Origin of the sequence: Paucisalibacillus globulus DSM 18846 (genome assembly GCF_000482485.1) — a bacterium.
Taxonomy (GTDB): domain Bacteria; phylum Bacillota; class Bacilli; order Bacillales; family Amphibacillaceae; genus Ornithinibacillus; species Ornithinibacillus globulus.
This window is the reverse complement of record NZ_KI519436.1, coordinates 1-26,073: the sequence shown is the minus strand read 5'-3', so window position 1 is coordinate 26,073 and position 26,073 is coordinate 1. Positions and strand designations below refer to the sequence as shown.

Genomic DNA, 26,073 nt, shown 5'->3' with positions numbered 1-26,073 from the left:
GTTCCAAAAATTTACTGTCTTAGACTAGACTACTTTAGCTCTTTTGCTATAGGAATAGAAAGAGGCATATGGATTTCCCATTTGCCCTAATTATAAAAATGGATTATAAAAACGACTTCCATCATAAAAAGTAATAACTAGTGATAATACTAATATTAAACTTCCGGCAACCAAAACAATATAATCTGCTTTTCGAAATGGCTTTTCATTATACCAAGTTCGGTTTTTCTTCTTTCCAAACCTTCTTAGTTCCATCGCATTACTAATTACCTCAATCCGATTGAGTGTTGAAAATATCAGTGGAAATATAATGGATGAGGCATTCTTAAGCCTCTTCAAAAGCTTTTCTTTTCTCGAAATATCTATCCCTCTCGCTTGCTGCGCCTGTGCAATTGTACGAAAATCGCGCTGTATATCAGGGATGTAGCGTAGTGCCAGTGAAACAGAGTAGGCAATCTTATAGTTCACGCCAATTTTATTTAGTGATGCTGCGAATTCACTTGGATGGGTCGTGACTATAAACAATAAAGCTGCTGGAATCACAACAAAGTATTTTAACGTTATATTCAAATGATAAAATAGTTGTTCCAAGGTAACATTGTATCGTCCCACAATTTCAAATAATACATGACTTGAACCATATATTTTCACTCCTTCTTGCGGAGAAAAAATATAGATTGCAATGTTATTCAATAACAAAAAAGCTAAAATAAATGCCATTATAAACCCAATTTCTCGAATACGAATCTTAGAAACAATGAATATAGCAATACTAATTACTAAGAGCCCTAGAAGAACCCTCGTATCATACGTTAGCATTGCAGCTGTTGAGTATAAGATGAAAATAATTAATTTAGTAGCCCCTGATAAGGAATGAACAGGCGATTTTCGTTCGATAAAGCTTAGTATTTCTTGCGCCATGTTACCCGTGCCTCCTTATCATAATCAATGAATCTTGATACAAAATCTATTGGTTTATTAATTCCAGCTTTCACAGCTAACTCAAAAAGGGATGTTACTTTTAAATTTGTCTTTTCTACTACTTCTGAATTGGTCAAAATATTGACAGCAGAATTATCCGCAATAACTTGTCCATCAGCAATTGCAATAGCCCGCGATGTATACTCTAGCATCAAGTGCATATCATGGGTAATCATTAAAATAGTTACACCTTGGCTATTTAGTTCTGTTAAAAATTCCATAATTTCCGTATAGTGACGTAAATCTTGACCTGCCGTTGGTTCATCGAGAATCAGAACTTCTGTTTGAAGCACTAATATAGAGGCAATGGTTACCCGCTTCTTTTGTCCAAAGCTAAGTGCGGAAATTGGCCAGTTTCGAAAACCATATAGCCCACAGACCTTAAGTGTTTCTTCTACCCGCTTTTTAATCTCATCTTCTGGTACACCGCGCATCACCAAGCCTAGTGCCACTTCATCATAAATCATATGCTTAGAAATCATATGGTTCGGGTTCTGCATAACCATACCAATTCGATTGGAACGCTCATAAATCGTATCCTCAGTAATGTCTTCTCCCTTATAAAGGATTTTTCCCGATTGGATTTTTTCAAAGCCGCAAATTAGTTTGGACAAAGTGGATTTTCCAGCACCATTTGTTCCAACAATACTAACCATTTCTCCTTTATGAATAGTTAAGGAAACGTTTTGAATAGTGGGGAAACCTTTATGATAGGAAAAATTTATATCTTGCAGTTCGAGAATAGGAGAATCCTTTTTCTCATATGTTGCTGGAATGGTTGCTTCATACCATTCGAAAAGCTTGTCCTTACTTTCATCCAACACCAATGTTTCAATACTTGCTGAATGCATCTCTGGTGTCACTTTACAACCAGCATATTTCAATGCTTTGACATATAGTGGTTCTCTAAGACTACAAGATTCCAAGACATTGGAGGCTAGTAATTCATTTGGATTCCTATCACTAACTATACGTCCGTCGTTTACAACTATTACTCTATCAATATCCTGTGTTAAAACATCCTCTAACCGGTGCTCAATTATAATAACGGTTGTATTCGTTTCTTTTTGTATTTGATCTATCAGAGCCATTGCTTGTTCACCTGTTGCAGGATCTAGATTAGCAAGTGGTTCATCAAACAACAAAATATCCACTTCTTCAACGATAACTCCTGCTAATGAAACACGTTGTTTCTGGCCACCTGAAAGTTCATGAATAGAGGATTGAATCTTGTCTTCCATGTTCACTAGTTTCGAAACATCAACAACTTGGCTAATCATCTTTTCTTGTGGAACAGCTTCATTCTCTAATGAAAAAGCGATATCCTCGCCAACAGATAATCCTATAAATTGTCCATCAGGATCCTGGAGAACGGTCCCCACTATTTTTGATAGTGAAAATAAATCTAGTGATTTCGTAACTTGTCCTTTAATGGTTAAGTTCCCTTCTATTTCACCTTGGTACGAGAATGGAACTAGCCCATTAATACAATGGGCTAGTGTACTCTTTCCAGAACCTGATGGGCCAACAATGACTACCTTTTCACCTTCATATATCGTTAAATTAACTTGATGTAATGTTGGTTCCATTTGACTTTTATATTTGAATGAAAAATTCTTAAACTCAATAATCGGTTTTCTCATGGTAGACTCCTTCAGGTCAATCGCTTATTCTTTCGTTAAACTATTACTTTTTGTACGGGTTTTTGCATAGGCAGCTAATAATATTGTACCGATAATTCCAACTGTAATAATGTTTGAAATACCTGCGAAAATTCCTTGTGCAAACACCTTGTTAGCAGGTTCTGCGTAAATAATTACATCCAATATTGGGGCAAGAACACCCCAGCCAATTGCTTGAATAACTGCTTGAATGACATTAAAAGAGATAATTTGTTTCTTACCAAATTCTCCATTTCCTACGTCAATTCGTCTTGCCAAAAGACCAATAAAGAGTCCAATAAATAATGAAACAATAACCCAGCTCCACCATACGGACCCGTAAGATAACGCATCATTTAACGTATGCCCAATAAATCCAATAAGTGCCCCAGCAATTGGTCCAAAAACAACTGCCATTAAAGCTAAAAATGCATAAGATGTTTGAATCGTTGTATTTGGTATTCCAGTAGGTATAGCGACAAACTTCGCTAAAACGAAAAACACAGCTGCTCCAATACCAATTGCCACAATAGTTTTAATAGAAAGTCTTTTCATTTTATATTCCCCTTTTTATTTTTTTATATAGTATTTATTTATGAAAATTAATTATAATTAATTCCCTGTGCTTTACGTATACTTATTTTCCAGTTAGCACCTGTCTCAATGTGATAGGCCTTCGCAAATGACCCCTGGTTGATTGCTACTCCAATTTTATCTAATGAATTGACGAACAAGATTGGTTCCCCTAACCTACTATCGGCAAAGGACCGACCAAATTTAATAATATTCTTATAAATATGACGTCGATTATTCTCAATGGTTACCTCTAGGGCATCACCATATCTAATTCCTATTTCTTTGAAAATATCACGGCCAATATTCGTCCATATGTTTCCAAACCGGACATCTAGTATATCAATATTTCCTGTCACTACTTCTTCTGTATAGCTGGCTTCTGTTAGTAGTAACTCAATAAGCTTATCTACATCATATGATGGACCTACTTGTTCATATGTAATTACCCCCGAAGCAAGTCTAGCTCCAGTATAGGCATATACATCGCGACCATGGAAAGTATATGATTCACCTGAATTTGGTAGACGGTTTACTTCCTCATCAATAATTCTCGCCTCAACAATACCAACGCTTTCTTTAATATGTGTTAACGTTCCATTATCAGGAGTAACTATATATTGATTGTTCGCCGTTCTCACTACTACACTTAGGCGATCTGTTCCTACTCCAGGGTCGACAACCGATACAAATACGGTTCCTTTTGGCCAGTAATTGACCGTTTGGAAAAGTCGATAGGATCCTTCCCAGATATTATGTTGCGGGATTTCGTGTGTTAAATTATAAACCCCTAAATCGGAGTTAACGCTCAGGGCTACACCATACATGGCACTAACGGCACCATCACTAAGTCCAAAATCTGTTTGTAATACTAAATGTTGTTTACTCATAAATTACCCCTCCAATAGTTGTAAATAAAAATAAAAAAACCACGCCATTACCGAAAAATCGGTAAGGACGTGGTTTGATACGTGGTTCCACCTTACTTCACTGCATGCTCACACACACAGCCTCATCAAGTACTCGAATTGTAATAACTCTTTATACTGTGGTGTTGATAACGAGCACCAAATCTCGTTGTAACCTACTAATATCAATCGATACGTTCAGCACAAAACTCCAAGGCCATTGTTCAGATTTGTATTTTCGCTTCTTTTCAGCTACCGAAGCTCTCTGTGTAAAATAACTAAATCCTACTTTTCCTTTTCATCGTCTTTAAAAGTAAAATAATTCAATTTAAATATTGAATTTATTATAGTTAATAAATTTAAAATAAGCAAGAGTTTTTAGTAAATTTATTTTTCAAAAAATCTCTGAGCAGTTTTTTTCTATATTTGCATCAATTTAATTATAATTCAAATCGACTACACAAAAGTTGTACAGCTTTTTCACCGTTTTTAACATCTACTACATAGGAAATACTGATTTCCGAAGTCGTAACTTGATGAAATGGAATATTTGATTCAATTAGAGTACGAAATACTTTTGAAGCAACACCTGGCATATCACGCATTCCTGAACCAATTACCGATACTTTAACAAATTGGTTTTCAATTTTGAAATAGAGTTCCGGGTAATATTGTTGTAAATGAGAGAAGATTTTCTGAATTTGATGTTCCTCCGTGTCTTTCATCGTAAATGACAGTTGCAGTCCTTCGTTGTTCGTAATCTGCGAAATCATATCGACATTGACTTCTTCTTGTTCTAACTGGATAAATAATTCATCCAGCAGATGTGTATCGAATACAGGATAATTCAATGTCACGTGAATCATATCTTTATCAATCGCAACACCTGTAACCGCCTTTTTTTCTAGCATTTCTATAGTTGACATAACCCATGTTCCTTTCTCCTCCGATAGTGTTTTACCTATATAAATTGGAATGTTATAGTTCTTTGCAATTTCTACACTTCGAGACACAAGGACTCCTGAACCGAGTGCACTCATTTCCATCATTTCCTCATAAGAAACAACTTGGAGACGCTTTGCTTGTGGAAAGATTCGAGGATCCGTACTATAAACCCCAGCAACGTCAGTATAAATTTCACATGGGCAACTGTGTGCGGCAGCAAGTGCGACAGCCGTTGTATCAGAGCCGCCACGCCCTAGTGTAGTAATTTCATTTTCTGTATTAAAACCTTGAAAGCCTGCAACAATAAGCACATCGTATGTATCAAAGAGTTGTTCAAAAAGCTTTGTATTGATTTTCGAAATTTTACTTTTCAAATGATGTCCTACCGTTTCAATGCCAGCCTGATAACCCGTAAGAGGCTTCGAACTTACTCCAAGATCATTCAGGATAATAGATAAATAGGAAATGGTTTGTTGCTCACCAGTTGTTAACAGTACAGCCAAATCCTGCTCATTTGGCGAATTCGTTATTGAACGCACATTGGCCAATAGTGCATCTGTCGTTTTCCCCATCGCACTAACGACAACTATCAACTGCTCCCCCTCATTCACACGGACCTTCAAATAATCCGCAATATCCTTAATCCTCCCCAAACTACTAACACTCGTTCCACCAAACTTAAGCACATTTCTTTTCATAAACTTCCCTCTTTCATTGTGTCTGGGTCCCTGTTTTTCTGGGTGCCTGTCACTTCCCGAATTTTGTTAGATTTTGTCGAGGGATATCCCCGAATAAAACAAAAAACAAGCCGGAAATTCCGACTTGTTTTTTTAATCTGCCCTATATACAAGTGGAAGCACTCCATTATCACGAAGAATAATGACAGACTGTATACTCTTAATATACAATCCAACAGAGTACCGCCTGCATACAGAACTCCATTTCGGCAAAGTCCCCTTTCGCTTATTACAATTTGCAGCTTTACGTAATAAGTTACTGATGACCTTTGCTCCTCATCCATTAATTATTCAATTAATATTGTAAGTATACGAAACTTTCTTAGAATTGTAAACCTAAGCAACTAGAAATTTCTTCAAACTACTTAATAAACTAGAGAATGAGCAAAATAAAATAGCTCCCCCAAAAGTTAATCTTACTTATGAGGAGCTGAATTATTTATTCCTTCTACAATTTATCTAATTGAAATAATCCTATGTTTAGCAGTAGTTTCGAAAACATCTAAAGTCATATTGTTTGAATATGATATACATTTACTTTGCCTCTTCTACACTTTTTGGTGGTATAGGCCCTTTGAGCGGTGTCATAATTGTAATTACTAGGGCAATAACCGCTAAAATCATCATAAAGTAGTACGCGTCACCTGAGGCAAAAATAGATGTTAATTCCTTAATTCCTTCTGTCACACCTTGAGTAGCTAGGTCTCCTGCATAGTCTGTTGCTTTAGAAGTATAAATAGTTACAACTACCGCTGTACCAATTGCACCTGCAATTTGACGAACTGTATTGTTTACGGCAGTACCATGTGTAACAAGATTGTTTGGTAATGCATTTAATCCTGCTGTGTTCAGTGGCATTGTTATAAAACTTAAACCGATACGTAAAAATATTGTACGAATCATTAAGTAAGTAAATGACGTCATTTCTGTTAAGTCCGTTACAACCCACATCGATGGAATGACAAAAATTAGACCAATAACGAATAATGGCTTCGCACCGAAACGATCATACCATTTTCCGGTAACTGGAGACAGTATCGCATTAATAATAGCCCCTGGTAATAACAACAATCCGGCGTCAAATGCTGTAAAGCCTCTGCCATCTTGTAAATAGATTGGTAATAAAATCATATCAGCATATAACATCATTGTTACGATAATGTTTATGAGAGATGTCATTGTAAATATTTTATTTTGGAATACACGTACATTTAAGAAAGGATCACTTGCCCGTAATTGACGTGTTGTAAATAATACCAACACTAATACACCTACAATAATGGATGTTAACACTATCGTATCATCCCAACCATGACTTCCAGCATTACTAAATCCATATAACACTAACCCGAAACCAGCTGTAGATAGGATAACACTCAATACATCCAATTCTGCTTTTGACCCTTCTGAAATATTAATTAAATATTTGAATGCTAATAATATAACAATTCCTACAAGTGGGATTAAACCAATAAACAACCAACGCCATGATACATATTCAATGACGAAGCCAGATAATGTTGGTGCTATCGCCGGGGCAAAAATCATAGCTAACCCTAATAAGCCCATAGCACTCCCTCGCTTTTCAGGTGGGAAGATAAACATAACGACACTCATCATAAGTGGCATAATAATACCTGCACCCGCTGCTTGAATCATACGCCCTATTAATAGAATGGAGAAATTTGGCGCAATCGCACAAAAAACAGAACCAATTAATAATAATAGCATGGAACTAATAAATAATTGACGTGTTGAAAAACGCTTCATTAAAAAAGCCGTTACGGGAATTAATACACCGTTAACGAGCATGAATCCTGTTGCTAACCATTGTACAGTTGTCGCACCAACTTCAAACACTTCCATAAATTTACTTAGTGCAACGTTTAATAGTGTTTGGTTTAAAATTGACAAAAAACCTCCAAGTAGTAACACAAACACTAATACTTTCTTATTTATTCTTTGATCCATGGGAACTAATAATCCTCCTCTTTACTTTATCAACACAATGACGATAAAATGAATTGTAACAAGTTTTATATTAAGAAACCACCAACAATTTTTAGTAAACCGTCAACTATACAACACTTTTATATTTTTCGTTGTTAATATGTTGATTTAATAGATAATGGAGGGATTTGATGTCTGCAAGGAAAGAAGATCCACGTGCTATTCGCTCCCGGAAATTATTGAAAGAAGCAGTAATAGCATCATTAAATGAATCTCAAAATTTGCAGGAATTAACCGTTAAAGGAGTAACAACAAAAGCAGAACTAAATCGTGCTACATTCTACTTACACTATGTAGACATGCAAGATTTATTAAGGCATGTGGTTTATGATATATTAGACGACTTGTCTAATAAATTGTCATCTTTTTTACAGCTAGAACCTATAGTATTAGATGAACAACTGCTTGCCTTTTTAGATTATTTCTATCAAAATCGAAAGCACCTGTCTGTGTTATTTGAAGAGAAAGACTTCCAAAATAAGCTCCATAACTTTATTGTAGAATTTGTTCAGACAAGACGTGACCTACAAAAGATAGTTACAGAAGATGCCGTTTCAAAAGATATAATCGCCTCCTCTATTCTAGGGATATTAATGTGGTGGATTCGTGATGGAAAACAGTATAGTTCTGAATATATAGCCGCGCAAATGTCGATATGGATAACACGGAGGCATTAAGAGTGGCAAGGTTCTTTTTAAACATGTTACGAGATGTACGATTTACAATTATATATATTTAATCAAACGTTTGATTAATAAAAGAAGCCCCTCTCAAAAGTCAATTGACTATTGAGAGGGGCTCTTTTACTGAAGGGATAATATTACATCATGCCCATCCAATTCCTGTATTCAATTAATAGCTTAAAAACACTTTAAATTAAAATTAGTTGACTTATACCATATTAAAACTCAGTTAATAGCCGATTAAACTTATCACGTTCTTCCCAGAAAGCGCCATGACCACTATAATGAAACGGGACTAGTTGAGAGTTTGTTATTTTTTTATTTAATTCTTGTCCTTGTTCAAATGGAATCACTTTATCATGAATGCCATGAATGATTAAAGTAGGAACATTGATTTTCGGCAAATCTTCATACAATTTTTCATCTCTTAAGGTAACGATAATAGCAGCAGTTGACCAACTTGCTGCTTGTAGTCCCATTTGCATAAACCAGTCCGAGAAAGGTTTAGTTATATACTGAAAGAAAAAACCATCTGTTACATCCTGCATCATTTTTGGCCGATCATTTAGGACTTCCTTAAGAAAGTTATTAGCAGTTTCTGTGGTGAATCCTGTTGGAGCAGCCGCATCAACAAGAACAAGTTTGGATACTCCAAAACTATTGTGACGAGATACATATCGTATTGCGATAGCCCCACCAGTTGAATGCCCTAGAAGTGTAACATTGTTTAATTGGAGTGTAACAACTAAGGAGCGGATATCATCTGCAAGCCTATCAAACGTGTAGCCGCCCATCGGTTTATCTGATTTCCCAAACCCCCTCCAGTCAACTCCAATACATCGGTAGCCCTTCGCAGGAAGAACATTGAACTGATACTCAAACTGTTTATGATTTAATGGCCAACCATGTAGAAATATAATCGTCTTATTTCCTCCAGGGTTAACATCTTCTACGTATAAATTGACACCTGAATCTACCGTCACGAAATATCCCATGAAGTTTCCTCCTAATTAAAGAGTTTTAACTATAAGATATTCATTTTTATAAATATAGGTGAGTACCTAACTAATTTTTTGTTTGCACTGAAATCGTACAACCCTTAATTATCTTTTTTCTTTAATAGACAGATATATCATATCCAATTCTCTTTTTAAATCTTCAACTTCTCTTTCACTCACATCCATGTTGCCATATCTTATTCTTTGATAACTCTCTAAGTTCTTTTCTTGTATGCCAATTCTCGGTAACCAATCCTCCAGAGTTTCAAATGGCTTTCTCCCGTAATTTCCCTTATTTGCTTTACACTCAAAATCATAAATCAATTTTCTAACAGGATGCCTTTTATATACTGAAAAATTCTTCACGTTAAGTTTTAAAAGAGATTTCATGGTTAATGAATTATAGGATGTACTTATTATATTTGCTACTTTCCCACTGTTTGCTACATCGAGAGGACTATAATCCTTTCTAAATATCATCATCAACATCAATACTCCAAACAAAGAAATAAAAAAACCAATCACAACATTCACCCCGAAAATACTTGCAATCGTGGTAAGAGCGGAATTCGAATGTTCCACCCCTTCCTCACCAGTACCCATACCTGCAATATTTTGGGCTCTCTTAAACTCAAATTCCTCTGTAAATGGAAAGATATATACTATCCGTCCAACGAAGGACAAAATCACATAAACGATTTTGTCCAAAAATTGAAATAGATAAAATTGTGATATAACCCAATAACACACAAAACCTACTAACGATAATAAAGCGATATAATAAAAGCCTAAATAATAATTTAATTTTGATCTAATTTGCTTATCTACAACAGCGATTTGGCTAAGTAAGAAACCAAATACAAGAATTATAAACTGTAATACTAAATAAATCATAACTGCAATCTCTTTAGTAATTAAATACATACATACGGAAGAAAATCCTGTTAATATTATGTATGATAATCCTTTATTTGTTACTAAATCGTTTCTAATGTTTAAATATCTCCATATAAATAGAACAGAAAAAACAAGATTCAATAGCAATGGATAATTAAAAGTCCAAAAGAGTAAATGGAGGATTGGGAACATAAAAATAAAAGTAGTATAATTATTATTTACTCTTTCTACTAAAGTAAAAATAATACAAGACAATAGAATGATTAATAAATGACTAAAAAACGGAACTGTTCCATAAAAAAAAATGCATTACTGGGATCCCTAGGATAAAAATCAGTAACATATCGCTAATAAAATGATACGTGTCTGAAATAACTTGATGTTTCTCCATCATTTGCAATCAACCTCACATCAACTAAATTACTAGTATGCTTGTAATATACTATATTAAGTGTAAATAGGGCTAACAATCTTTAGAAACTAGGCATACATACTGACAAAAATTAATAACACTATTTTGTTGTTAGTACCGGCTCATTACTATTGGAGCAAATATGCAATATAAGCTTTCCACCTCATATTTCATTCTATCTTATACAACGTTGTAAAAACTTGGGAAAATAGCAGTAGAAAAGTACTAATAAAACCCAAAAAACTTTCCAACTTTCCTCTAAAGGTTGTCAACTTGTTGAATGAATTAACAACATGAAAAAAGAGGCTTCCATCAAGCGATGAACACATTTATGGTTCACTTGAGCGTTAAGGAAATGATTGAGATAAATCGTGATTCGGCGATAACTATAAATCCCTTTTTGTTCTTCATAAACTCTTTGAATTCAGTTGATCAAGCGTCCTAAACGCTTCTCTGTTTTCGTTGGTTTGCGATTTAACCACTTAATAATAACCCGAGCGACTCACATCTAAAGCTTCACACAATAAGCTAATTTTGAACCTTTTTTTTCGAATTTTTTGATCGTTTGGTATTCGGCTTCATACCTCGTCTGCGTAACAAAAAATCTCCCCCTAAAGTAGTTTTATTTTTAAAGTGTCTACTGTAGGGGGAGCATATCAAACCTAAGTTCCTTTTACATTTTTTTATGAAGTTAAACTTTTTAATATTTGGTAAACCTCTGGTAATGTTTTATGTATACGAGCTGGCTTCCAGTCCGCATTCATCCACGTATGCTCTGTCGTTCCATAAGCAAGCAATTCACCCTTTGTTTCAATGGATATATTGTTATCTATTTGATTAGAAACTTCTTTATTTATCCGTCGTGCTTCATAATAAAATGTTAATCGGATTGGTGAGAAACTGTTTATTTTCGTAAATATCCCAACCGCATCATCAAAATGTGCTGATTTTTTATAATTTATATTGACATCAATGACTGGAAGATAAAATCCTCTCTCTTCTAAGTCAAAATAAGAAAATCCATAATGTCTCATGAATTCAATACGTGCAGCTTCAAACCAAAAAATATAATTGCCATGATGCACCACACCCATTTGATCTGTATCTTTATAAGGTACGCGCATTTGATATTGCTGCCAAGATTCACTCATTAAAAACGCTCCACTTCTAAATTCTTAGTTACCTCGTTAATTTTTCCTTGGCAAGTTCTTGTAAACGGAACTTTTGAACCTTACCTGTTCCTGTCATCGGCCATTCTGCAGATTTTACAAACCAAACATGACGAGGCATTTTAAATTTTGCTAATTTCGGTGCGCACCAATCGATAATTTCTTTTCTTGTTAAGGTCTGCCCATCTTTTAATTCAATAAAAGCAGCTCCAATTTCTGAAGTACGAAGGTCAGGTACACCGATGACGTTCACTTGACTTACGGCCGGATGTTCAGATATGACAATTTCTATTTCTCGAGGTGATACGAGCTCTCCAGACACTTTATACATTTCTTTACTTCTCCCAAGTATTTGTAAATACCCCTTTTCATCAATTCGTCCGACATCACCTGTTCGTAACCAACCATCTTTATCAATTGTTTTTGCCGTCTCTTTTGGTTTATTATAATAACCACATGTCACAGTTGCACCACGAACGACTAATTCACCAATAGCCCCTTTTGGAAGACTTTCACCTGTCTCAGGATCTACTGTTACATATTGAACGGCACTGTCATTAAATTCTGATAGCGCTGATACGCCATGGATTTTGGGTCTGCCAACACGTGTTGTTATCGTTTCCAAGGAATCGCCAAGCTCTGTTGTTACTCCGGAAGATGCAACTTCAGTTTGACCATAGCCAGTAATTATCTCCGTTAGCTTAAAAATTTCAACAGCCTGTTTCCAAACCTGTATTGGCGCAGCCGCACCACCAATCCACATAGCGAAAAGATTGGAAAAATCAAATTCTTTTACTTTTGGATGGTTAAGCACTGGGAGTAATGTGGTTGGTACACATAAGTAATCATTCACTTTAAACTTTTCCATTAATTGCATGGATTCAAGCGGCGCCATTCCCTGTGCAGAAATAAACGAACCCCCTACAAAGGATAACGAGAAAATTGCTTCGATAATGGCGTAACAATGATAGAACGGAAGCGGTGCAAAGGTAACGCGGGCATCTTCTATCGCACGGCTTAATGTCGTACCATAACCTGCTCGTAATAAATTATCATGGGTCAACATCACACCTTTGGGACTCCCAGTTGAACCAGATGTATACATAATAATTGCTACTTCGTCTGGATAGCGCGATTCTTCAAAACGGGCATCTAACTCACTCATTGAAATAGCGCCCCCATCAGTAAGAAACGTATTTCCATCTAAGAAACGTGCGTCAGTAATTGTTTCTTTTTCATTTAGTAAACAAATAACCTTTTCCAAACGACTATATTCTTGTATTTCACTATCATCAAGTAAGTCGGACACGATATCTAACTGCTTCTTATTTTTTTCTGATTGCTTCACGAATAAATAGTTGGTATCTGATTGCGAAATAATATATTTCAATTCATCTTTTTTAAGCATCGAATTAATTGGGATAAAGACGGCTCCAACCATAGAAGAGGCAATCATGAGGGCCGGGAATGAAGCGTCATTTTCCATATATGTCGCGATATGTTCTCTTCGCTTCACACCTAAATTCATTAATGCTTTAGCATAGGTCACCGCCATATCCCAGATTGCTTCATATGTATAACTTTTATTATGAATATACATGTAAGGACGATTAACGTATTCTTTACATGCTTTTTCAAAATGCTCGGCTACCGTATCTCTTCGCCAAATTGGGTACCTTGCTTCCAATGCTTCTCTTCTTGCTTCTATACTTACTTTAAATGCTATTTCTTTTGTAGTTATGATGATTACCCCTTCCATAATGTAGTACTGTCAACCATTAATTATAGTTACTTATCATCATACTTTTTTAAACGCAATAACTGCATTATGACCACCAAATCCAAATCCATTGGATAGTGCGATGTTTATGTTTCCACTTACCGCTTCGTTTGGCACGTAGTCTAAATCACATTCCGGGTCTGGGTTATGCAAGTTAATCGTTGGTGGGAAAAGACTTTCTTCCATTGCCTTTAATGTAATAATTGATTCTACTGCTCCTGCCGCTCCGAATAGATGTCCTGTCATTGATTTTGTGGAACTTACTTTTAATTTTTGAGAATAGGTATCAAACACATCTTTAATTGCATTCGTTTCAGAAACATCGCCCGCCAGAGTGCTTGTTCCGTGTGCATTAATATAGTCGACTTCTTCTGGATGTAATCCGCCCTGTTCGAGTGCTAGTTGCATAGCTTTTACTGCCCCTTTTGGATTTGGGTCTGTTATGTGATGTGCGTCGGTTGTGCTACCATACCCAACAATTTCTCCAAGAATGGTTGCATTGCGATTTTTTGCATGCTCATATTCTTCTAAAAATAATACTCCGGCACCCTCTGACATGACAAAGCCATCACGCTCCTGATCAAATGGTCTTGAAGCTTCTTTTGGAGCCTCATTACGTACAGACATTGCCCGCATTTTTGAAAAGCCTGCAAAATAAAGTGGTGTAATCGTCGCTTCTGCACCACCTGCTAAAATACCATCTGCGTAACCGTGCTTAATTTTTAAGTAGGCTTCACCAATTGCATGGTTACTCGTTGCACAAGCTGAAACGGTCGCTAAACTTGGTCCACGAAAACCAGTCTTAATCGAAATAATTCCAGTTCCCATATTATTAATTGAATAGGGAATAGCAAAAGGCGAGACACGTCTTGCTCCTTTTTCATGTAAAGTATCATAATTTTGTAAAAGTGTTTGAATACCACCTGCACCCGAGCCAACATAAACTCCCATACGATCTTTATCCACTAAATCAAGATCTAGTTTGGCTTGCTCTAACGCTTCCATTGCCGCTACATAACCATATTGAATATAAGGGTCATAACGTTTTATTTCTTTCCGGTCTAAATATTTCTCTTCATTAAAATTATTAATCTTTCCGGCAATTTGTGTTTGAATTCCAGTAAACGCTTCTGATTCCAATACTTTAATACCGGACTCTCCTGCTTTTATATTTTTCCATAATGTAAGAACGTCCTCACCAAGTGAAGTTATCGAACCCATTCCAGTCACCACTACTCTACGGTTCAATGCAATGCTTCCTCTCTGTAGGTTTTTAAATTATCATAATAACTTGATTTTATCATAGAATTCGATTAGTTTATCGGGTTGGTGTATTAATGTGTATATTTTCGATTTAAAATTTCCCATAAAGTGTCGCTGCATTTAAGCTTGGATTTTGTCAAAATGTCCCCAAATGATTATTGCATCCTTTATTATCGAAGTATAAAAAAGAGGCTTCTCAAAAGTTTACTTAAACTTTTGAGAAGCCTCCGCTAAAAACTCAATGTTAGCATTTCACTCTCATCTTACATCAAAACCCTTATCCTTCAAGGGTTCAGACGGCTTATTACATCATGCCGCCCATTCCACCCATACCGCCCATGTCAGGCATTCCGCCGCCACCCTCTTCAGGAATGTCAGCAACTACTGCTTCAGTAGTTAGGAACATAGCCGCTACAGATGCAGCGTTTTGTAATGCAGAACGAGTAACTTTAACTGGATCTGTAATACCAGATTCAACCATGTTTACCCATTCTCCAGTTGCAGCGTTAAAGCCAAGTCCTGCCGCTTCGCCTTTTAGACGTTCAACTACTACAGAGCCTTCTAAACCAGCATTTTCAGCAATTTGACGTACTGGCTCTTCTAGTGCACGAAGAACAATTCTTGCACCAGTTGCTTCGTCACCTTCAAGTGCAAGGCCAGAAACTTTACTGTATACGTTAACTAATGCTGTACCACCACCAGCAACGATACCTTCTTCCACTGCAGCACGAGTAGAGTTTAGTGCGTCTTCAATACGTAGTTTACGTTCTTTTAACTCTGTTTCAGTTGCAGCACCAACTTTAATTACTGCTACACCGCCAGCTAATTTAGCAAGACGTTCTTGTAATTTTTCTTTATCGAATTCAGAAGTAGTTTCTTCTGCTTGTGCACGAATTTGAGATACACGGCTAGATATAGCTTCCGGATTACCTGCACCTTCAACAACTGTAGTATGTTCTTTTGTAACAACTACTTTAGATGCAGTACCTAATTGTTCAATCGTAGTACTCTTAAGCTCTAAACCAAGATCTTCTGTAATTACTTGACCACCAGTTAATACTGCGATGTCTTCAAGCATTGCTTTACGACGGTCACCAAATCCTGGAGCTTTAACAGCTACTGCATTGAATGAACCACGAAGTTTGTTAAGTACTAGTGTAGCAAGTGCTTCACCTTCCACATCCTCAGCGATTAATAGAAGAGACTTACCTTGTTGAACAACTTGTTCTAAAACTGGTAAGATTTCTTGAATGCTTGCGATCTTCTTATCCGTAATTAGAATGTATGGATTATCTAGAACAGCTTCCATCTTGTCTTGGTCTGTAACCATATATGGAGAAGCATATCCACGGTCAAATTGCATACCTTCAACCACTTCAAGTTCTGTTGTGAATCCTTTTGATTCTTCGATTGTGATAACACCATCGTTACCTACACGCTCCATTGCTTCTGCGATTAATTTACCAACCTCGTCATCACCAGCAGAAATAGCAGCAACTTGTGCAATTGATTCTTTATTTTCAATTGGTTTTGAAATAGCGTGTAACTCTTCCACAGCAGTTGCTACAGCTTTTTCAATTCCACGACGGATACCAACTGGATTTGCACCAGCAGTAACGTTTTTTAATCCTTCACGAATCATTGCTTGTGCAAGAACAGTAGCAGTTGTTGTACCGTCCCCAGCAACATCATTGGTCTTAGAAGCAACTTCAGATACCAGTTTAGCACCCATATTTTCGAATTGATCTTCTAATTCAATTTCTTTAGCAATGGTAACACCATCGTTAGTAATTAAAGGTGAACCAAATTTCTTATCTAATACAACATTACGTCCCTTTGGTCCTAATGTAACTTTTACAGCATTTGCTAATGTATCTACTCCACGAAGCATAGCGCTACGAGCGTCTTCACTAAATTTAATTTCTTTAGCCATTTGAAATGCCCTCCTCTAAAGATTTTTATTCGAAAAATTTATTATTGAACTACAGCTAAAATATCACTTTCACGTAGAATTAAGTATTCATTTCCGTCATACTTTACTTCAGTTCCAGCAAATTTTGAGAAGATAATACGATCTCCTTCTGAAACCTCAAGTGCAACTCTTTCTCCACTATCTGTTACACGGCCAGTACCAACCGCAACAATTCGTCCTTCTTGTGGCTTTTCTTTTGCAGAGTCTGGAAGTACAATTCCGCTTGCTGTTTTTTCTTCTAGTTCAACAAGCTCGATAACTACACGATCTCCTAGTGGTTTAATCATGAAGAAAACCTCCTTAATTCTTTTCCATAATTTTTATTTGTTAGCACTCTCTTTCCCTGAGTGCTAATTCCAATTATTATAATAAATAATTTTTCTGCGTTTTGCAAGTATAGTGTTATGTTTTTTTATTTTTCTTGTCCAAGTTGATTCTATTATAATGTACGGCTTGAATATGATAAAATACACAGGAATTGTTTTTTTCTATATTATTACAAACCACATCGCCTTTAAGGAGCTGAAAATTCTTGCCAAAACGATATTGGTGGGTAATCCTGACCTATGTAATCATGCAACTTTCTGGACCTGCTTTACGTCCAATTCTATTTCAAATTTTCCCAAACCATAAAGCCGAATCTTTAATTTATTATTCCATCTTTAGCTTTATTGTTGGTTTAGTCATTGTCCTACTTATTATGAAACCAGATATGAAAATGGAACAAACTAGAAGCAGTTGGTTTACGAGTGATATCGTGATATGGTCTATACTAGGAGTATTCATGGCTTACTTTGCACAAGCCATTGCATCTATTCTTGAAACTGAAGTATTTGGTATTGAAATAGGTTCTGAGAATACGGAAGGTATCATGAACATAACACGTACTATACCATTATTTGCAATCATTCCAGCAATCGTTGCACCAATTTTAGAAGAAGTTATTTTCCGGAAGATTATTTTTGGTTCTTTATATAAGCGAACCAATTTCTTTATTGCAGCATTACTATCCGCTTTAATATTCGGGATTATTCATGGTGAACCTGAGCACATTTTAATCTATGCATCAATGGGATTTGTCTTTGCCTTTTTATACGTAAAAACGAAAAAAATCATTGTTCCGATCATTGTGCACATGACATTAAACTCTATATCTGTCATTGTCCAGTTTTTCTTAACTCCCGAAAAAATAGAAAAAATCCAAGAGCAATTGAATCAAGTACAAATGATTCTAATCGGAGGTTAACATTTTATGAGAATTACCGCTAGAACCATGGCCCTCATCTATTTTGCCATGGGAATTCTATTTATATACGCAGCTATTCAGAGTGCCGATGAAACCGTTTGGAACTTTATTACGGTTCTCCTAGCCCTAATTGCAACTTTAGACTTCGGAGCTGGAATTCGATACATGCGATTACATTACAAGGTAAAAAAAATTAAGAACCAAAAAAATAAGAAGGAATAGCACGTAAAGTGCTTTCCTTCTTATTTTTTTGGTTTAAAGAATTTCTTCTTTCATTTCTAAAGGATAATGTTTCAGGAAATAAACTAAGGCTTGTAATTCTATTGCTAAATCAATATGATGCACCCGAACATCATCAGGAACCGATATACGTGCTGGAGTAAAGTTTAGAATTCCTTTTACCCCTTTTGAAACTAATCGTTCCGTTATACGATCCGCTTCCATCGCAGGAATAGTTAGAATCGCAACCTTTACATTTCCTAATCTTTCTTCTAGTTCATCAATATGGTAAATCGGTACTCCACCAATTTCTGTACCAGACTTATTTGGATCTGCATCAAATGCACATACGATCTTCGTATTATTGTTTTTAGTAAAGTTATAGTTTAAAAATGCTGTTCCTAGATTACCTACACCAATTAATGCCACATCGGTAAGTTCATCCTGATCTAATGTTTTTCTGAAAAATCCTAGTAAATATTCGACATTGTACCCATAACCCTTCTTACCAAGGGCACCGAAATAAGAGAAATCTCTTCGTATAGTAGCTGAATCTACTTTAACAGCCTCACTTAATTCCTTTGAAGAAACACGTGTTTTTCCCTGTATTTGTAAGTTGTTTAAAAATCGATAATATAACGGGAGTCTTTTTGCAGTAGCTTGTGGAATTTTATTTTGTTCCAACTGATTTTCCTCCTTACTATCAGTCCTAGTATGTCTAAGAAGAAACATCTCATGTACGGTACATTTTCTTCATTAATTCTATATTAACAAATTTTTCAAGATAAGTCGTGATATTTTTCACATATTCACAATTATATTGCCCGAATCCTAAAGTTTGGATAAACTGAAACTACTAGAGGTGACAATTATGATAATCATGCAATTAAATGATATTTCGAAATCATTCGGTGCAGAAGAGATACTGGCGAATATTAAAATAGAAATTAAAAATAAAGATAGAGTTGCTATTGTTGGTCGTAATGGTGCAGGAAAATCTACATTACTAAAGATTATGGCTGGTGAAATGACTTATGATTCTGGAGAATTAATAAAACCTAAAGATCTTACTTTAGGCTATCTTTCACAACATACAGGCTTAGAATCTAATAACACGATTTGGAATGAAATGTTAGAAGTCTTTGATGAATTAATACAGCAAGAGAAAAAACTCCGAATAATGGAAGCACAAATGGCGAAAGTTAATCAATTAGAACCCTTAGAACAAACGAAGCTCTTAACGGATTACGATCGTTTGCAACAAGAATTTGATTTACATGGAGGATACAGCTATGAGTCCGAAATAAAAGCCGTTCTATCTGGATTAAACTTTTTAGACTTTGACAGCCAAACTCCCATTAACGAATTAAGTGGTGGTCAAAAGACTCGCCTTGCATTAGGTAAACTATTACTTAAGAAGCCAAATTTACTAATTTTAGATGAACCTACAAACCACTTAGATATCGAAACGTTATCTTGGCTAGAAAAATATTTATCTAGTTATCCAGGTGCAGTGGTAATCGTTTCACATGATCGATACTTTCTTGATAAGACAGTATCCATTGTTTATGAGGTTTCCAGACATCGGACAAAGAAATACCATGGTTCTTATAGTAATTTTCTTGAACAAAAAGCTCTTAACTTTGAACAAGAAATGAAGGAATTTGAAAAACAACAAACAGAGATTAAAAAATTAGAAGAATTTGTTCAGAAAAATATTGTACGAGCTTCCACAACAAAACGGGCACAAAGTAGGAGAAAACAACTGGAGAAGATGGACCGGATAGATAAACCATTAGGTGACGAATCTTCCGCATCCATTACATTTGAAATTACAAAACGCACTGGTAATGATGTGTTAAAGATTGATGATCTCTCTTTCCGCTATGAAGATGAAGCAGAACCGATTTTTAAAGACATATCCATTCATGTTTCTCGTGGGGAAAGTATTGCTTTAGTTGGTCCTAATGGTGTTGGAAAAACTACCTTACTTAAAAATATTTTAGGAAGACTAAAATCGACTGAAGGAACAATCCAACTTGGTACCAATGTTCAAATTGGTTACTATGACCAAGAGCAAGCCAATCTAAGTTCTCACAAAACAGTGTTAAATGAACTCTGGGATGAATACCCTCATGTGAATGAAAAAGATATTCGCACCGTTCTTGGTAACTTTTTATTTTCTGGAGACGATGTATTAAAGCCTGTCCAATCCCTTAGTGGTGGGGAAAAGGCTCGTGTGGCACTTGCCAAACTTAGAATGCAAAAAGCAAACTTATTAATTCTTGATGAACCAACTAACCACCTAGATATTGACAGTAAAGAAATTCTAGAAGCTGCACTAATCGATTTTCCTGGAACGATTGTATTTGTGTCTCATGACCGTTACTTTATAAATAAGATTGCTGACAAAGTAGTGGAAATGCAACGTAATAGTGCAACAGTCTATTTAGGGGACTATGATTACTATTTGGAAAAAAAGCAAGAAGAAGCTGAACTGGAACGATTGGAAGCTGTAGAAAAAGCTTCTAATGAAACAATTGATAAAAAGCTAGATTTCAAGGAAGAAAAGAAACGTCAAAGTGAACATCGTAAACGTGAACGACAAATCACTAAATTAGAAGAAGATATTGAGAAATTAGAGGAAGATTTGGTAATACTAGAAGAAAAAATGACAGAGCCCGAAGTTTATGAAAATCATGAAAAAGCACTGGAATATACGAACAAAACGAATGAAGTCAAACAGGAAATTGAGAAGTTAATGGAAGAATGGACCATACTTCAGGAGGAATAAGAACTGGCAGGTTGAGAAATTTTCAGCCTGCCAGTTTTTTTATTTATAATCCGAAAGATAATTTCTTACTTCTTCTGGAACTTTGAAACTAAACGTTATTTTATTTATTTGAAGGTCAACATATGGAATATCTTTATAAGTAATGAACTGACCAATCTCTTTTAATTCTTTTTTATCTGAACTCGATTTATCAAGTTTCACAGTCTCAGTCTGATATAATTTGAATTCCTTTTCTACAGCAGCATCAGCAGGAGTTTTTTCGACTTTCCAATTATCTAAGCGAAGTTGCTTCACAAAGTCCGCAATTTCTTTTTCATCTGCAATTGTTATTAGTATCTCATTATTTTGGGGATAAGTGACATCAATCTTCTGGGTCCCCTCAAAAGTAGCATCTAAATCTGCTTCCTGATTATCACTACATGCCACTAATAATATAATACTTAAAAGAAATATAGACATGAATATCTTCTTCATCCTTTCTCCTCTCCTTTATTACTATTTACCTCTCACTATATTATATATACAAATGGTAATTATAACCATTAATTCTTTCAAAATCATCAACTCTATATATCCACAGAAGTTATCCACTGAACAATACCTATTACACCGGTTATCAACAAAGTTATGCACAATATCCACAGGCAAATTAAAAGTTATACACAATTATTGTCAACAGCATGAATTGCTAAATAACAATGATAACAAAAAAATATCCACACACGTGTGGATATTTTTATAATTGCAATGATGGATTTGCATTTAACTCAAGTCCAGAACGCTTCCCTTGTTGATAATTGATTGTACCTGCAGCGGCAATCATTGCTGCATTGTCCGTACATAGCTTTAACGGTGGTATTAACAGTGGAATATCTGTCTCAGTAAACTTAGCTTCTAGCTCTTCTCGTAAGCCTTTATTCGCAGCTACACCACCGGCCACAATTACTTGCTTTACTTGGTATTGTTTTGCTGCTTTTACGGTTTTAGTTGCAAGCACATCAATGACACTTGCTTGGAAGCTTGCAGCAATATCTTCCTCTTTTAATGATTCACCTTTTTGTTTAGCATTGTGGATTTTGTTAATAACCGCTGACTTTAATCCACTAAAACTAAAATCAAAACTATCCTCTTCTAACCATGCACGAGGAAAATCAATACTTACTTCACCTCGAGCAGCTAGACGATCAATATGAGGCCCACCTGGATAAGGAAGATGTAACATTCTAGCAACCTTGTCATATGCTTCACCAGCCGCATCATCACGTGTCTCACCAATTACTTCATAATGTCCATGTTCCCTCATCAAAACGAGCTCTGTATGCCCACCAGAAACAATTAAAGCAAGTAGTGGAAATTGAAATTCCTCTTCCAGACGATTTGCATAAATGTGCCCTGCAATATGATGTACACCAACAAGTGGCTTGTTTTTTGCATAGGCTAGTGCCTTAGCCGCATTAACACCGATTAATAAGGCTCCAACTAAACCTGGGCCCTCTGTTACTGCGATAGCATCGATATCATTCCAATTTAACCCTGATTCATTGAAAGCCTCTTCTAACACTAACGTAATTTGTTCCACATGATGCCTTGAAGCAATCTCTGGAACAACCCCTCCAAAACGTTTATGACTATCAATTTGTGAAGCAACTACATTGGAGATGATCTCTCTGCCATTTTTTATAATAGCAACAGCCGTTTCATCACAACTTGTTTCGATTCCAAGTATATAAGTATCACTCATAATAAATTCACCCACATTACAATCGCATCTTCCTGATTGTCCGTATAATAATTTTTCCGAATACCTCCGGGAACAAGTCCAAACTTACGATACATCTTCTGTGCAACTATATTTGTTATCCTTACTTCTAATGATAATTTAGTTACACCCAAACTAATTGCCCTCTGCATTGCAAAGCGAAATAGCTTTTCTCCTAACTTTTGTCCTCTGTACCCGGGGAGTATTGCAATATTTGTTATCTGTGCATCATCTAAAACAATCCACATTCCAACATATCCAATTACTTTCTCATCAATAGTTATTATATAATAATGAGCATGTTGGTTTTCTTTTAATTCCTGTATAAAAATCTCTTCCGTCCATGGAGAGGTAAATGAAGATAACTCCACAAACATTACTTGATTTATATCTTCTAACTCCATTTTTCTAATTGTTAATTCAGCCATTCTGTTTTTCCTTTTGAGCCTTTAGCCAATTTACCTCTGCCTCAGCTAATCGCAAGTAATTTGGTGTTAATGTATGTGTATCATCAATCTCTTTATCAAAAGCTGCAATTGCCAAATCAGAAGGTTTTGCAATATGATAAGCTATCTCTGGAATTTCAGCATACTCACCCATTTTTTCTTTGATAATTTCCGCGTGCTTCTCTATATCGGGACTAAGGAAAATAACTTTTTTCTTGGTAGCTATAAGATGTTCAAGCCAATCAGAGAGAAGGGTATTTTGTTCTTCTTCTACAAGCATTAATTTATCTTCCTTAGCTTCATATAGTCCTGTATATACTAATCCTCTTCTTGCATCAAAGAATGGGCATATTAACGAATTAGAAAACCTAGCACGATACGCTAAGATTTCAAGACTTGATACCCCTACAATAGGAATATTTAAAGACCATGCTAATGTCTTTGCAGTTGTAAGTCCGATTCTAACCCCTGTGTAGGACCCTGGCCCCTTCGCAACTGCTATCATATCTAACTGTTCTGGTGTAATTGTTAATTCCTTCATCAGGTAATCAATGGCAGGCATTAACCTTACAGAGTGATTCTTAGCTATATTGGTTACAATTTCTCCTACTATTTCATTATCCCTTACTAATGCGACACCTAATGATTGATTAGACGTGTCAATTGCAAGTATCTGCATCTATGTAACTCCTTCTTTACGCTAAAATTTCCTTTACAACTTCTTCAAAATGTTCACCTACTGGTTCAAACATAATCATTCTTGAATCCTCGTTTAAATATTTTATGATGATATTTAAACGATTCTGAGGTAAATAATCCTCAATAAACTGTGCCCACTCCACTACAGCAACTCCATTACCATGAAAGTACTCATCAAAACCAATATCCTCATCCGATCCTTCTAAACGATAAACATCCATATGGTAAAGAGGTACTTTGCCTTCATACTCCTTAACTATTGTAAAGGTTGGACTACTCAAAGTCCTAGTAATACCAAGACCAGTGGCAATTCCTTTTGTAAATGTCGTTTTTCCTGCACCTAAATCACCTTCTAATGTTATTACATCGCCTGGTGAAATGAGGGTAGCCAGTCTATTTGCTAATTCTATTGTATCTTCTGCAGAATGTGTTTCTACCTTATACTTACTCATAATGTCACCTACTTAAGTGGTTATATCCCCTTTTCTCTAATCGTTCTATATGACCATTTTTACGCTGTAGAAAAACTTGACCATCCAACCGCTTTGATGTTACATAGCCAATTTCAGTTACACATATATTTTGCTGACTAGCAGCCTCCATCACCATATTCCAGTCCTTAATAGGTACTGTACCAAGTAATTCATAGTCTTCCCCACCAAAAAGCTTCCACCTGTATTGTAAATCAGTACTAAATTGATTAAATAAGGAGTGAATTGGTATTCTTTCCTCATTAATCACAATGGTTACCTGTGAGGCATCAGCAATTTCATGTGCTTCACTAGCAATCCCATCACTAATATCATTCAAGGCAAGTCTTGTTAATTTCTGCAAATCCTGAGCAAATTCGATTCTTGGACTGGGCATTTGATGTCTTTTAATAAAATACTCTTCACCTTCATACGTACCAGGGTTATTTAATATATGAAAACCTGCTTGTGAATCTCCAATAGTCCCTGTAGCAAAGACTATATCCCCTTCTCGCGCCTCACTTCGATATCGAGCACTACTCTTATCTGTAAATCCTATCACCGTTATAGAAATTACCAACTCATTTCCAGAAACAGTGTCTCCACCAATAAGATCTACTTTATGTGTATCCGCTATACTTTTCATCCCGTTAAAAATTTCACTGATTTCATCTAATGACCATTCTTCTGAAATAGAAATTCCGACTAAGTAAAAAGCTGGCTTCGCCCCCATTGCTGCCATATCACATAAATTTGCAGCAAGTGCCTTGTAACCAATTTGAAATGGCATCATCGTATGTCTTGCAAAATGAACCTTTTCAACAAACATATCTTTAGCCGTTACAACATCTTGATAATCAGGTCGAAATACTGCTGCATCGTCACCGATCCCTTTTATAAGTGAGGATTGCCTATAATGTGATTGTTGAATTGAGTCTATAAACGAAAATTCATCTATTTCAATCACCATGCTTTCTTTACTGTATATTAATGATAGCAAAAAGAAGGATTAGATACTATTCTACACACCTTTAAAAAACAAAAAACATGATTTCCAGTAGAAATCATGTCTGATTATGTAATATTGAATTAAGTGGCGGTCCGGACGGGACTCGAACCCGCGACCTCCTGCGTGACAGGCAGGCATTCTAACCAACTGAACTACCGGACCAAAATTAAGTATTTTGGGTTATGTTCTTATTTACTATGTAACTAATTACTTTTTGCACTTTACAGTACTACTAATTTCCAACTAGCTAAGAAGATTAATCAACGTAGTGAGTTGGAGTAAATTGGTTGCGGGGGCAGGATTTGAACCTACGACCTTCGGGTTATGAGCCCGACGAGCTACCAGACTGCTCCACCCCGCGATAATAAAAAGTATTTAATTTGGTTCATGCACTATTTTGTAGCGCAATATTTTTGTTTCTGACCCCTGCATCTAAAAGCTT

At 35.8% G+C, this 26,073-nt stretch carries 25 protein-coding genes, 2 tRNA genes, 1 riboswitch and 1 other annotated feature; of the genes, 4 read left to right on the top strand and 23 right to left on the bottom strand.

Translation table 11 applies throughout. The features are described from left to right. Positions 1-90 precede the first annotated feature (90 nt). The 6 genes from K332_RS0113960 to K332_RS0113935 all read right to left on the bottom strand — a co-directional run bounded on the left by K332_RS0113960 (position 91) and on the right by K332_RS0113935 (position 7,776). Positions 91-921 (bottom strand): energy-coupling factor transporter transmembrane component T family protein, encoded by an 831-nt coding sequence (locus tag K332_RS0113960; protein WP_026908017.1) that lies wholly within the window; start codon positions 919-921, stop codon positions 91-93. Next, the gene (locus tag K332_RS0113955; RefSeq protein WP_026908016.1) at positions 903-2,624 is read right to left on the bottom strand and encodes an ABC transporter ATP-binding protein; all 1,722 of its coding nucleotides are present in this window, start codon (positions 2,622-2,624) and stop codon (positions 903-905) included. Before K332_RS0113955 ends, K332_RS0113960 begins: the two co-directional genes overlap by 19 nt. A 24-nt stretch (positions 2,625-2,648) precedes the next feature. After that, on the bottom strand, positions 2,649-3,197 hold the full coding sequence (locus K332_RS0113950; protein ID WP_026908015.1) for an ECF-type riboflavin transporter substrate-binding protein: 549 nt from the start codon (positions 3,195-3,197) through the stop codon (positions 2,649-2,651). Positions 3,198-3,244: 47 nt separating this feature from the next. Beyond that, the gene (locus K332_RS0113945; RefSeq protein WP_026908014.1) at positions 3,245-4,105 is read right to left on the bottom strand and encodes an SAM hydrolase/SAM-dependent halogenase family protein; all 861 of its coding nucleotides are present in this window, start codon (positions 4,103-4,105) and stop codon (positions 3,245-3,247) included. 60 nt (positions 4,106-4,165) lie between these two features. Next, positions 4,166-4,434, bottom strand: a binding site (T-box leader). Positions 4,435-4,563: 129 nt separating this feature from the next. Beyond that, on the bottom strand, positions 4,564-5,766 hold the full coding sequence (locus K332_RS0113940; RefSeq protein WP_026908013.1) for an aspartate kinase: 1,203 nt from the start codon (positions 5,764-5,766) through the stop codon (positions 4,564-4,566). A gap of 148 nt (positions 5,767-5,914) precedes the next feature. Next, positions 5,915-6,093: riboswitch (Lysine riboswitch) on the bottom strand. A gap of 246 nt (positions 6,094-6,339) precedes the next feature. After that, the gene (locus K332_RS0113935) at positions 6,340-7,776 is read right to left on the bottom strand and encodes a DHA2 family efflux MFS transporter permease subunit (protein WP_026908012.1); all 1,437 of its coding nucleotides are present in this window, start codon (positions 7,774-7,776) and stop codon (positions 6,340-6,342) included. 170 nt (positions 7,777-7,946) lie between these two features. Between K332_RS0113935 and K332_RS0113930 the strand changes: the two genes are divergently transcribed. Beyond that, positions 7,947-8,492 carry a TetR/AcrR family transcriptional regulator gene (locus K332_RS0113930; RefSeq protein WP_051359472.1) on the top strand — a complete coding sequence of 182 codons (546 nt, stop codon included), beginning with the start codon at positions 7,947-7,949 and terminating at the stop codon, positions 8,490-8,492. 224 nt (positions 8,493-8,716) lie between these two features. On the opposite strand, the gene K332_RS0113925 is transcribed toward K332_RS0113930, so the two are convergent. From K332_RS0113925 to groES, 8 genes are all read right to left on the bottom strand, one after another. Next, a complete protein-coding gene (locus K332_RS0113925) occupies positions 8,717-9,493 on the bottom strand; it encodes an alpha/beta fold hydrolase (protein ID WP_026908010.1) in 777 nt (258 codons plus the stop codon). A 108-nt stretch (positions 9,494-9,601) separates the two neighbouring features. Next, positions 9,602-10,390 (bottom strand): hypothetical protein, encoded by a 789-nt coding sequence (locus K332_RS0113920; RefSeq protein ID WP_156914203.1) that lies wholly within the window; start codon positions 10,388-10,390, stop codon positions 9,602-9,604. A gap of 683 nt (positions 10,391-11,073) precedes the next feature. Continuing rightward, complete coding sequence (locus K332_RS24875; protein WP_084288030.1) at positions 11,074-11,229, bottom strand: helix-turn-helix domain-containing protein; 156 nt, start codon at positions 11,227-11,229, stop codon at positions 11,074-11,076. Positions 11,230-11,488: 259 nt separating this feature from the next. Next, on the bottom strand, positions 11,489-11,956 hold the full coding sequence (locus tag K332_RS0113915) for an acyl-CoA thioesterase (RefSeq protein ID WP_026908008.1): 468 nt from the start codon (positions 11,954-11,956) through the stop codon (positions 11,489-11,491). Positions 11,957-11,984: 28 nt separating this feature from the next. Beyond that, on the bottom strand, positions 11,985-13,733 hold the full coding sequence (locus K332_RS0113910; protein ID WP_051359471.1) for a class I adenylate-forming enzyme family protein: 1,749 nt from the start codon (positions 13,731-13,733) through the stop codon (positions 11,985-11,987). A 39-nt stretch (positions 13,734-13,772) separates the two neighbouring features. After that, entirely contained in the window at positions 13,773-15,002 is a 1,230-nt protein-coding gene (gene fabF, locus K332_RS0113905) for a beta-ketoacyl-ACP synthase II (RefSeq protein WP_026908006.1), read from the bottom strand. 319 nt (positions 15,003-15,321) lie between these two features. Continuing rightward, a complete protein-coding gene (groL, locus tag K332_RS0113900; RefSeq protein WP_026908005.1) occupies positions 15,322-16,950 on the bottom strand; it encodes a chaperonin GroEL in 1,629 nt (542 codons plus the stop codon). 41 nt (positions 16,951-16,991) lie between these two features. Further along, positions 16,992-17,276 (bottom strand): co-chaperone GroES, encoded by a 285-nt coding sequence (groES, locus tag K332_RS0113895; protein ID WP_026908004.1) that lies wholly within the window; start codon positions 17,274-17,276, stop codon positions 16,992-16,994. 245 nt (positions 17,277-17,521) lie between these two features. Between groES and K332_RS0113890 the strand changes: the two genes are divergently transcribed. Both K332_RS0113890 and K332_RS0113885 read left to right on the top strand, forming a co-directional pair. After that, complete coding sequence (locus K332_RS0113890; protein ID WP_026908003.1) at positions 17,522-18,235, top strand: CPBP family intramembrane glutamic endopeptidase; 714 nt, start codon at positions 17,522-17,524, stop codon at positions 18,233-18,235. A gap of 6 nt (positions 18,236-18,241) precedes the next feature. Beyond that, positions 18,242-18,457 (top strand): YdiK family protein, encoded by a 216-nt coding sequence (locus K332_RS0113885; RefSeq protein WP_026908002.1) that lies wholly within the window; start codon positions 18,242-18,244, stop codon positions 18,455-18,457. Between the two features lie 33 nt (positions 18,458-18,490). On the opposite strand, the gene K332_RS0113880 is transcribed toward K332_RS0113885, so the two are convergent. After that, entirely contained in the window at positions 18,491-19,138 is a 648-nt protein-coding gene (locus K332_RS0113880; RefSeq protein ID WP_026908001.1) for a redox-sensing transcriptional repressor Rex, read from the bottom strand. 187 nt (positions 19,139-19,325) lie between these two features. Here K332_RS0113880 and K332_RS0113875 point away from each other — a divergent pair, with 187 nt between their 5' ends. Next, positions 19,326-21,248: an ABC-F family ATP-binding cassette domain-containing protein gene (locus tag K332_RS0113875; protein ID WP_026908000.1), complete on the top strand. Its 1,923-nt coding sequence runs from the start codon at positions 19,326-19,328 to the stop codon at positions 21,246-21,248. Positions 21,249-21,287: 39 nt separating this feature from the next. Here K332_RS0113875 and K332_RS0113870 read toward each other — a convergent pair whose 3' ends face one another. The 8 genes from K332_RS0113870 to K332_RS0113835 form a co-directional block, all read right to left on the bottom strand. Continuing rightward, positions 21,288-21,722 (bottom strand): hypothetical protein, encoded by a 435-nt coding sequence (locus tag K332_RS0113870; protein ID WP_026907999.1) that lies wholly within the window; start codon positions 21,720-21,722, stop codon positions 21,288-21,290. Positions 21,723-21,984: 262 nt separating this feature from the next. After that, positions 21,985-22,992 (bottom strand): tRNA (adenosine(37)-N6)-threonylcarbamoyltransferase complex transferase subunit TsaD, encoded by a 1,008-nt coding sequence (gene tsaD / locus K332_RS0113865; protein ID WP_156914212.1) that lies wholly within the window; start codon positions 22,990-22,992, stop codon positions 21,985-21,987. Continuing rightward, on the bottom strand, positions 22,986-23,435 hold the full coding sequence (rimI, locus tag K332_RS0113860; RefSeq protein ID WP_026907997.1) for a ribosomal protein S18-alanine N-acetyltransferase: 450 nt from the start codon (positions 23,433-23,435) through the stop codon (positions 22,986-22,988). Before rimI ends, tsaD begins: the two co-directional genes overlap by 7 nt. Continuing rightward, positions 23,428-24,132 (bottom strand): tRNA (adenosine(37)-N6)-threonylcarbamoyltransferase complex dimerization subunit type 1 TsaB, encoded by a 705-nt coding sequence (tsaB, locus tag K332_RS0113855; protein WP_026907996.1) that lies wholly within the window; start codon positions 24,130-24,132, stop codon positions 23,428-23,430. Before tsaB ends, rimI begins: the two co-directional genes overlap by 8 nt. A gap of 16 nt (positions 24,133-24,148) precedes the next feature. Then, positions 24,149-24,604: a tRNA (adenosine(37)-N6)-threonylcarbamoyltransferase complex ATPase subunit type 1 TsaE gene (tsaE, locus tag K332_RS0113850; RefSeq protein WP_026907995.1), complete on the bottom strand. Its 456-nt coding sequence runs from the start codon at positions 24,602-24,604 to the stop codon at positions 24,149-24,151. 4 nt (positions 24,605-24,608) lie between these two features. After that, on the bottom strand, positions 24,609-25,592 hold the full coding sequence (gene thiL, locus K332_RS0113845; RefSeq protein ID WP_342665463.1) for a thiamine-phosphate kinase: 984 nt from the start codon (positions 25,590-25,592) through the stop codon (positions 24,609-24,611). Between the two features lie 124 nt (positions 25,593-25,716). Next, positions 25,717-25,793, bottom strand: a tRNA-Asp gene (locus K332_RS0113840). A 122-nt stretch (positions 25,794-25,915) separates the two neighbouring features. Further along, positions 25,916-25,992 (bottom strand) — tRNA-Met (locus K332_RS0113835). Positions 25,993-26,073 lie beyond the last annotated feature (81 nt).

Bases quoted from the DNA above. Each gene is read 5' to 3' on its own strand.
- K332_RS0113955 (WP_026908016.1), bottom strand. From the start codon at position 2,624: ATGAGAAAACCGATTATTGAGTTTAAGAATTTTTCATTCAAATATAAA.
- rimI (WP_026907997.1), bottom strand. From the start codon at position 23,435: ATGGCTGAATTAACAATTAGAAAAATGGAGTTAGAAGATATAAATCAA.
- K332_RS0113940 (WP_026908013.1), bottom strand. From the start codon at position 5,766: ATGAAAAGAAATGTGCTTAAGTTTGGTGGAACGAGTGTTAGTAGTTTG.
- thiL (WP_342665463.1), bottom strand. From the start codon at position 25,592: ATGGTGATTGAAATAGATGAATTTTCGTTTATAGACTCAATTCAACAA.
- tsaE (WP_026907995.1), bottom strand. From the start codon at position 24,604: ATGAGTAAGTATAAGGTAGAAACACATTCTGCAGAAGATACAATAGAA.
- tsaB (WP_026907996.1), bottom strand. From the start codon at position 24,132: ATGCAGATACTTGCAATTGACACGTCTAATCAATCATTAGGTGTCGCA.
- K332_RS0113930 (WP_051359472.1), top strand. From the start codon at position 7,947: ATGTCTGCAAGGAAAGAAGATCCACGTGCTATTCGCTCCCGGAAATTA.
- K332_RS0113875 (WP_026908000.1), top strand. From the start codon at position 19,326: ATGATAATCATGCAATTAAATGATATTTCGAAATCATTCGGTGCAGAA.
- groL (WP_026908005.1), bottom strand. From the start codon at position 16,950: ATGGCTAAAGAAATTAAATTTAGTGAAGACGCTCGTAGCGCTATGCTT.
- K332_RS0113945 (WP_026908014.1), bottom strand. From the start codon at position 4,105: ATGAGTAAACAACATTTAGTATTACAAACAGATTTTGGACTTAGTGAT.
- K332_RS0113910 (WP_051359471.1), bottom strand. From the start codon at position 13,733: ATGGAAGGGGTAATCATCATAACTACAAAAGAAATAGCATTTAAAGTA.
- K332_RS0113915 (WP_026908008.1), bottom strand. From the start codon at position 11,956: ATGAGTGAATCTTGGCAGCAATATCAAATGCGCGTACCTTATAAAGAT.
- K332_RS0113920 (WP_156914203.1), bottom strand. From the start codon at position 10,390: ATGATTTATTTAGTATTACAGTTTATAATTCTTGTATTTGGTTTCTTA.
- groES (WP_026908004.1), bottom strand. From the start codon at position 17,276: ATGATTAAACCACTAGGAGATCGTGTAGTTATCGAGCTTGTTGAACTA.
- K332_RS0113885 (WP_026908002.1), top strand. From the start codon at position 18,242: ATGAGAATTACCGCTAGAACCATGGCCCTCATCTATTTTGCCATGGGA.
- K332_RS0113870 (WP_026907999.1), bottom strand. From the start codon at position 21,722: ATGAAGAAGATATTCATGTCTATATTTCTTTTAAGTATTATATTATTA.
- K332_RS0113960 (WP_026908017.1), bottom strand. From the start codon at position 921: ATGGCGCAAGAAATACTAAGCTTTATCGAACGAAAATCGCCTGTTCAT.
- K332_RS0113925 (WP_026908010.1), bottom strand. From the start codon at position 9,493: ATGGGATATTTCGTGACGGTAGATTCAGGTGTCAATTTATACGTAGAA.
- K332_RS0113935 (WP_026908012.1), bottom strand. From the start codon at position 7,776: ATGGATCAAAGAATAAATAAGAAAGTATTAGTGTTTGTGTTACTACTT.
- K332_RS0113950 (WP_026908015.1), bottom strand. From the start codon at position 3,197: ATGAAAAGACTTTCTATTAAAACTATTGTGGCAATTGGTATTGGAGCA.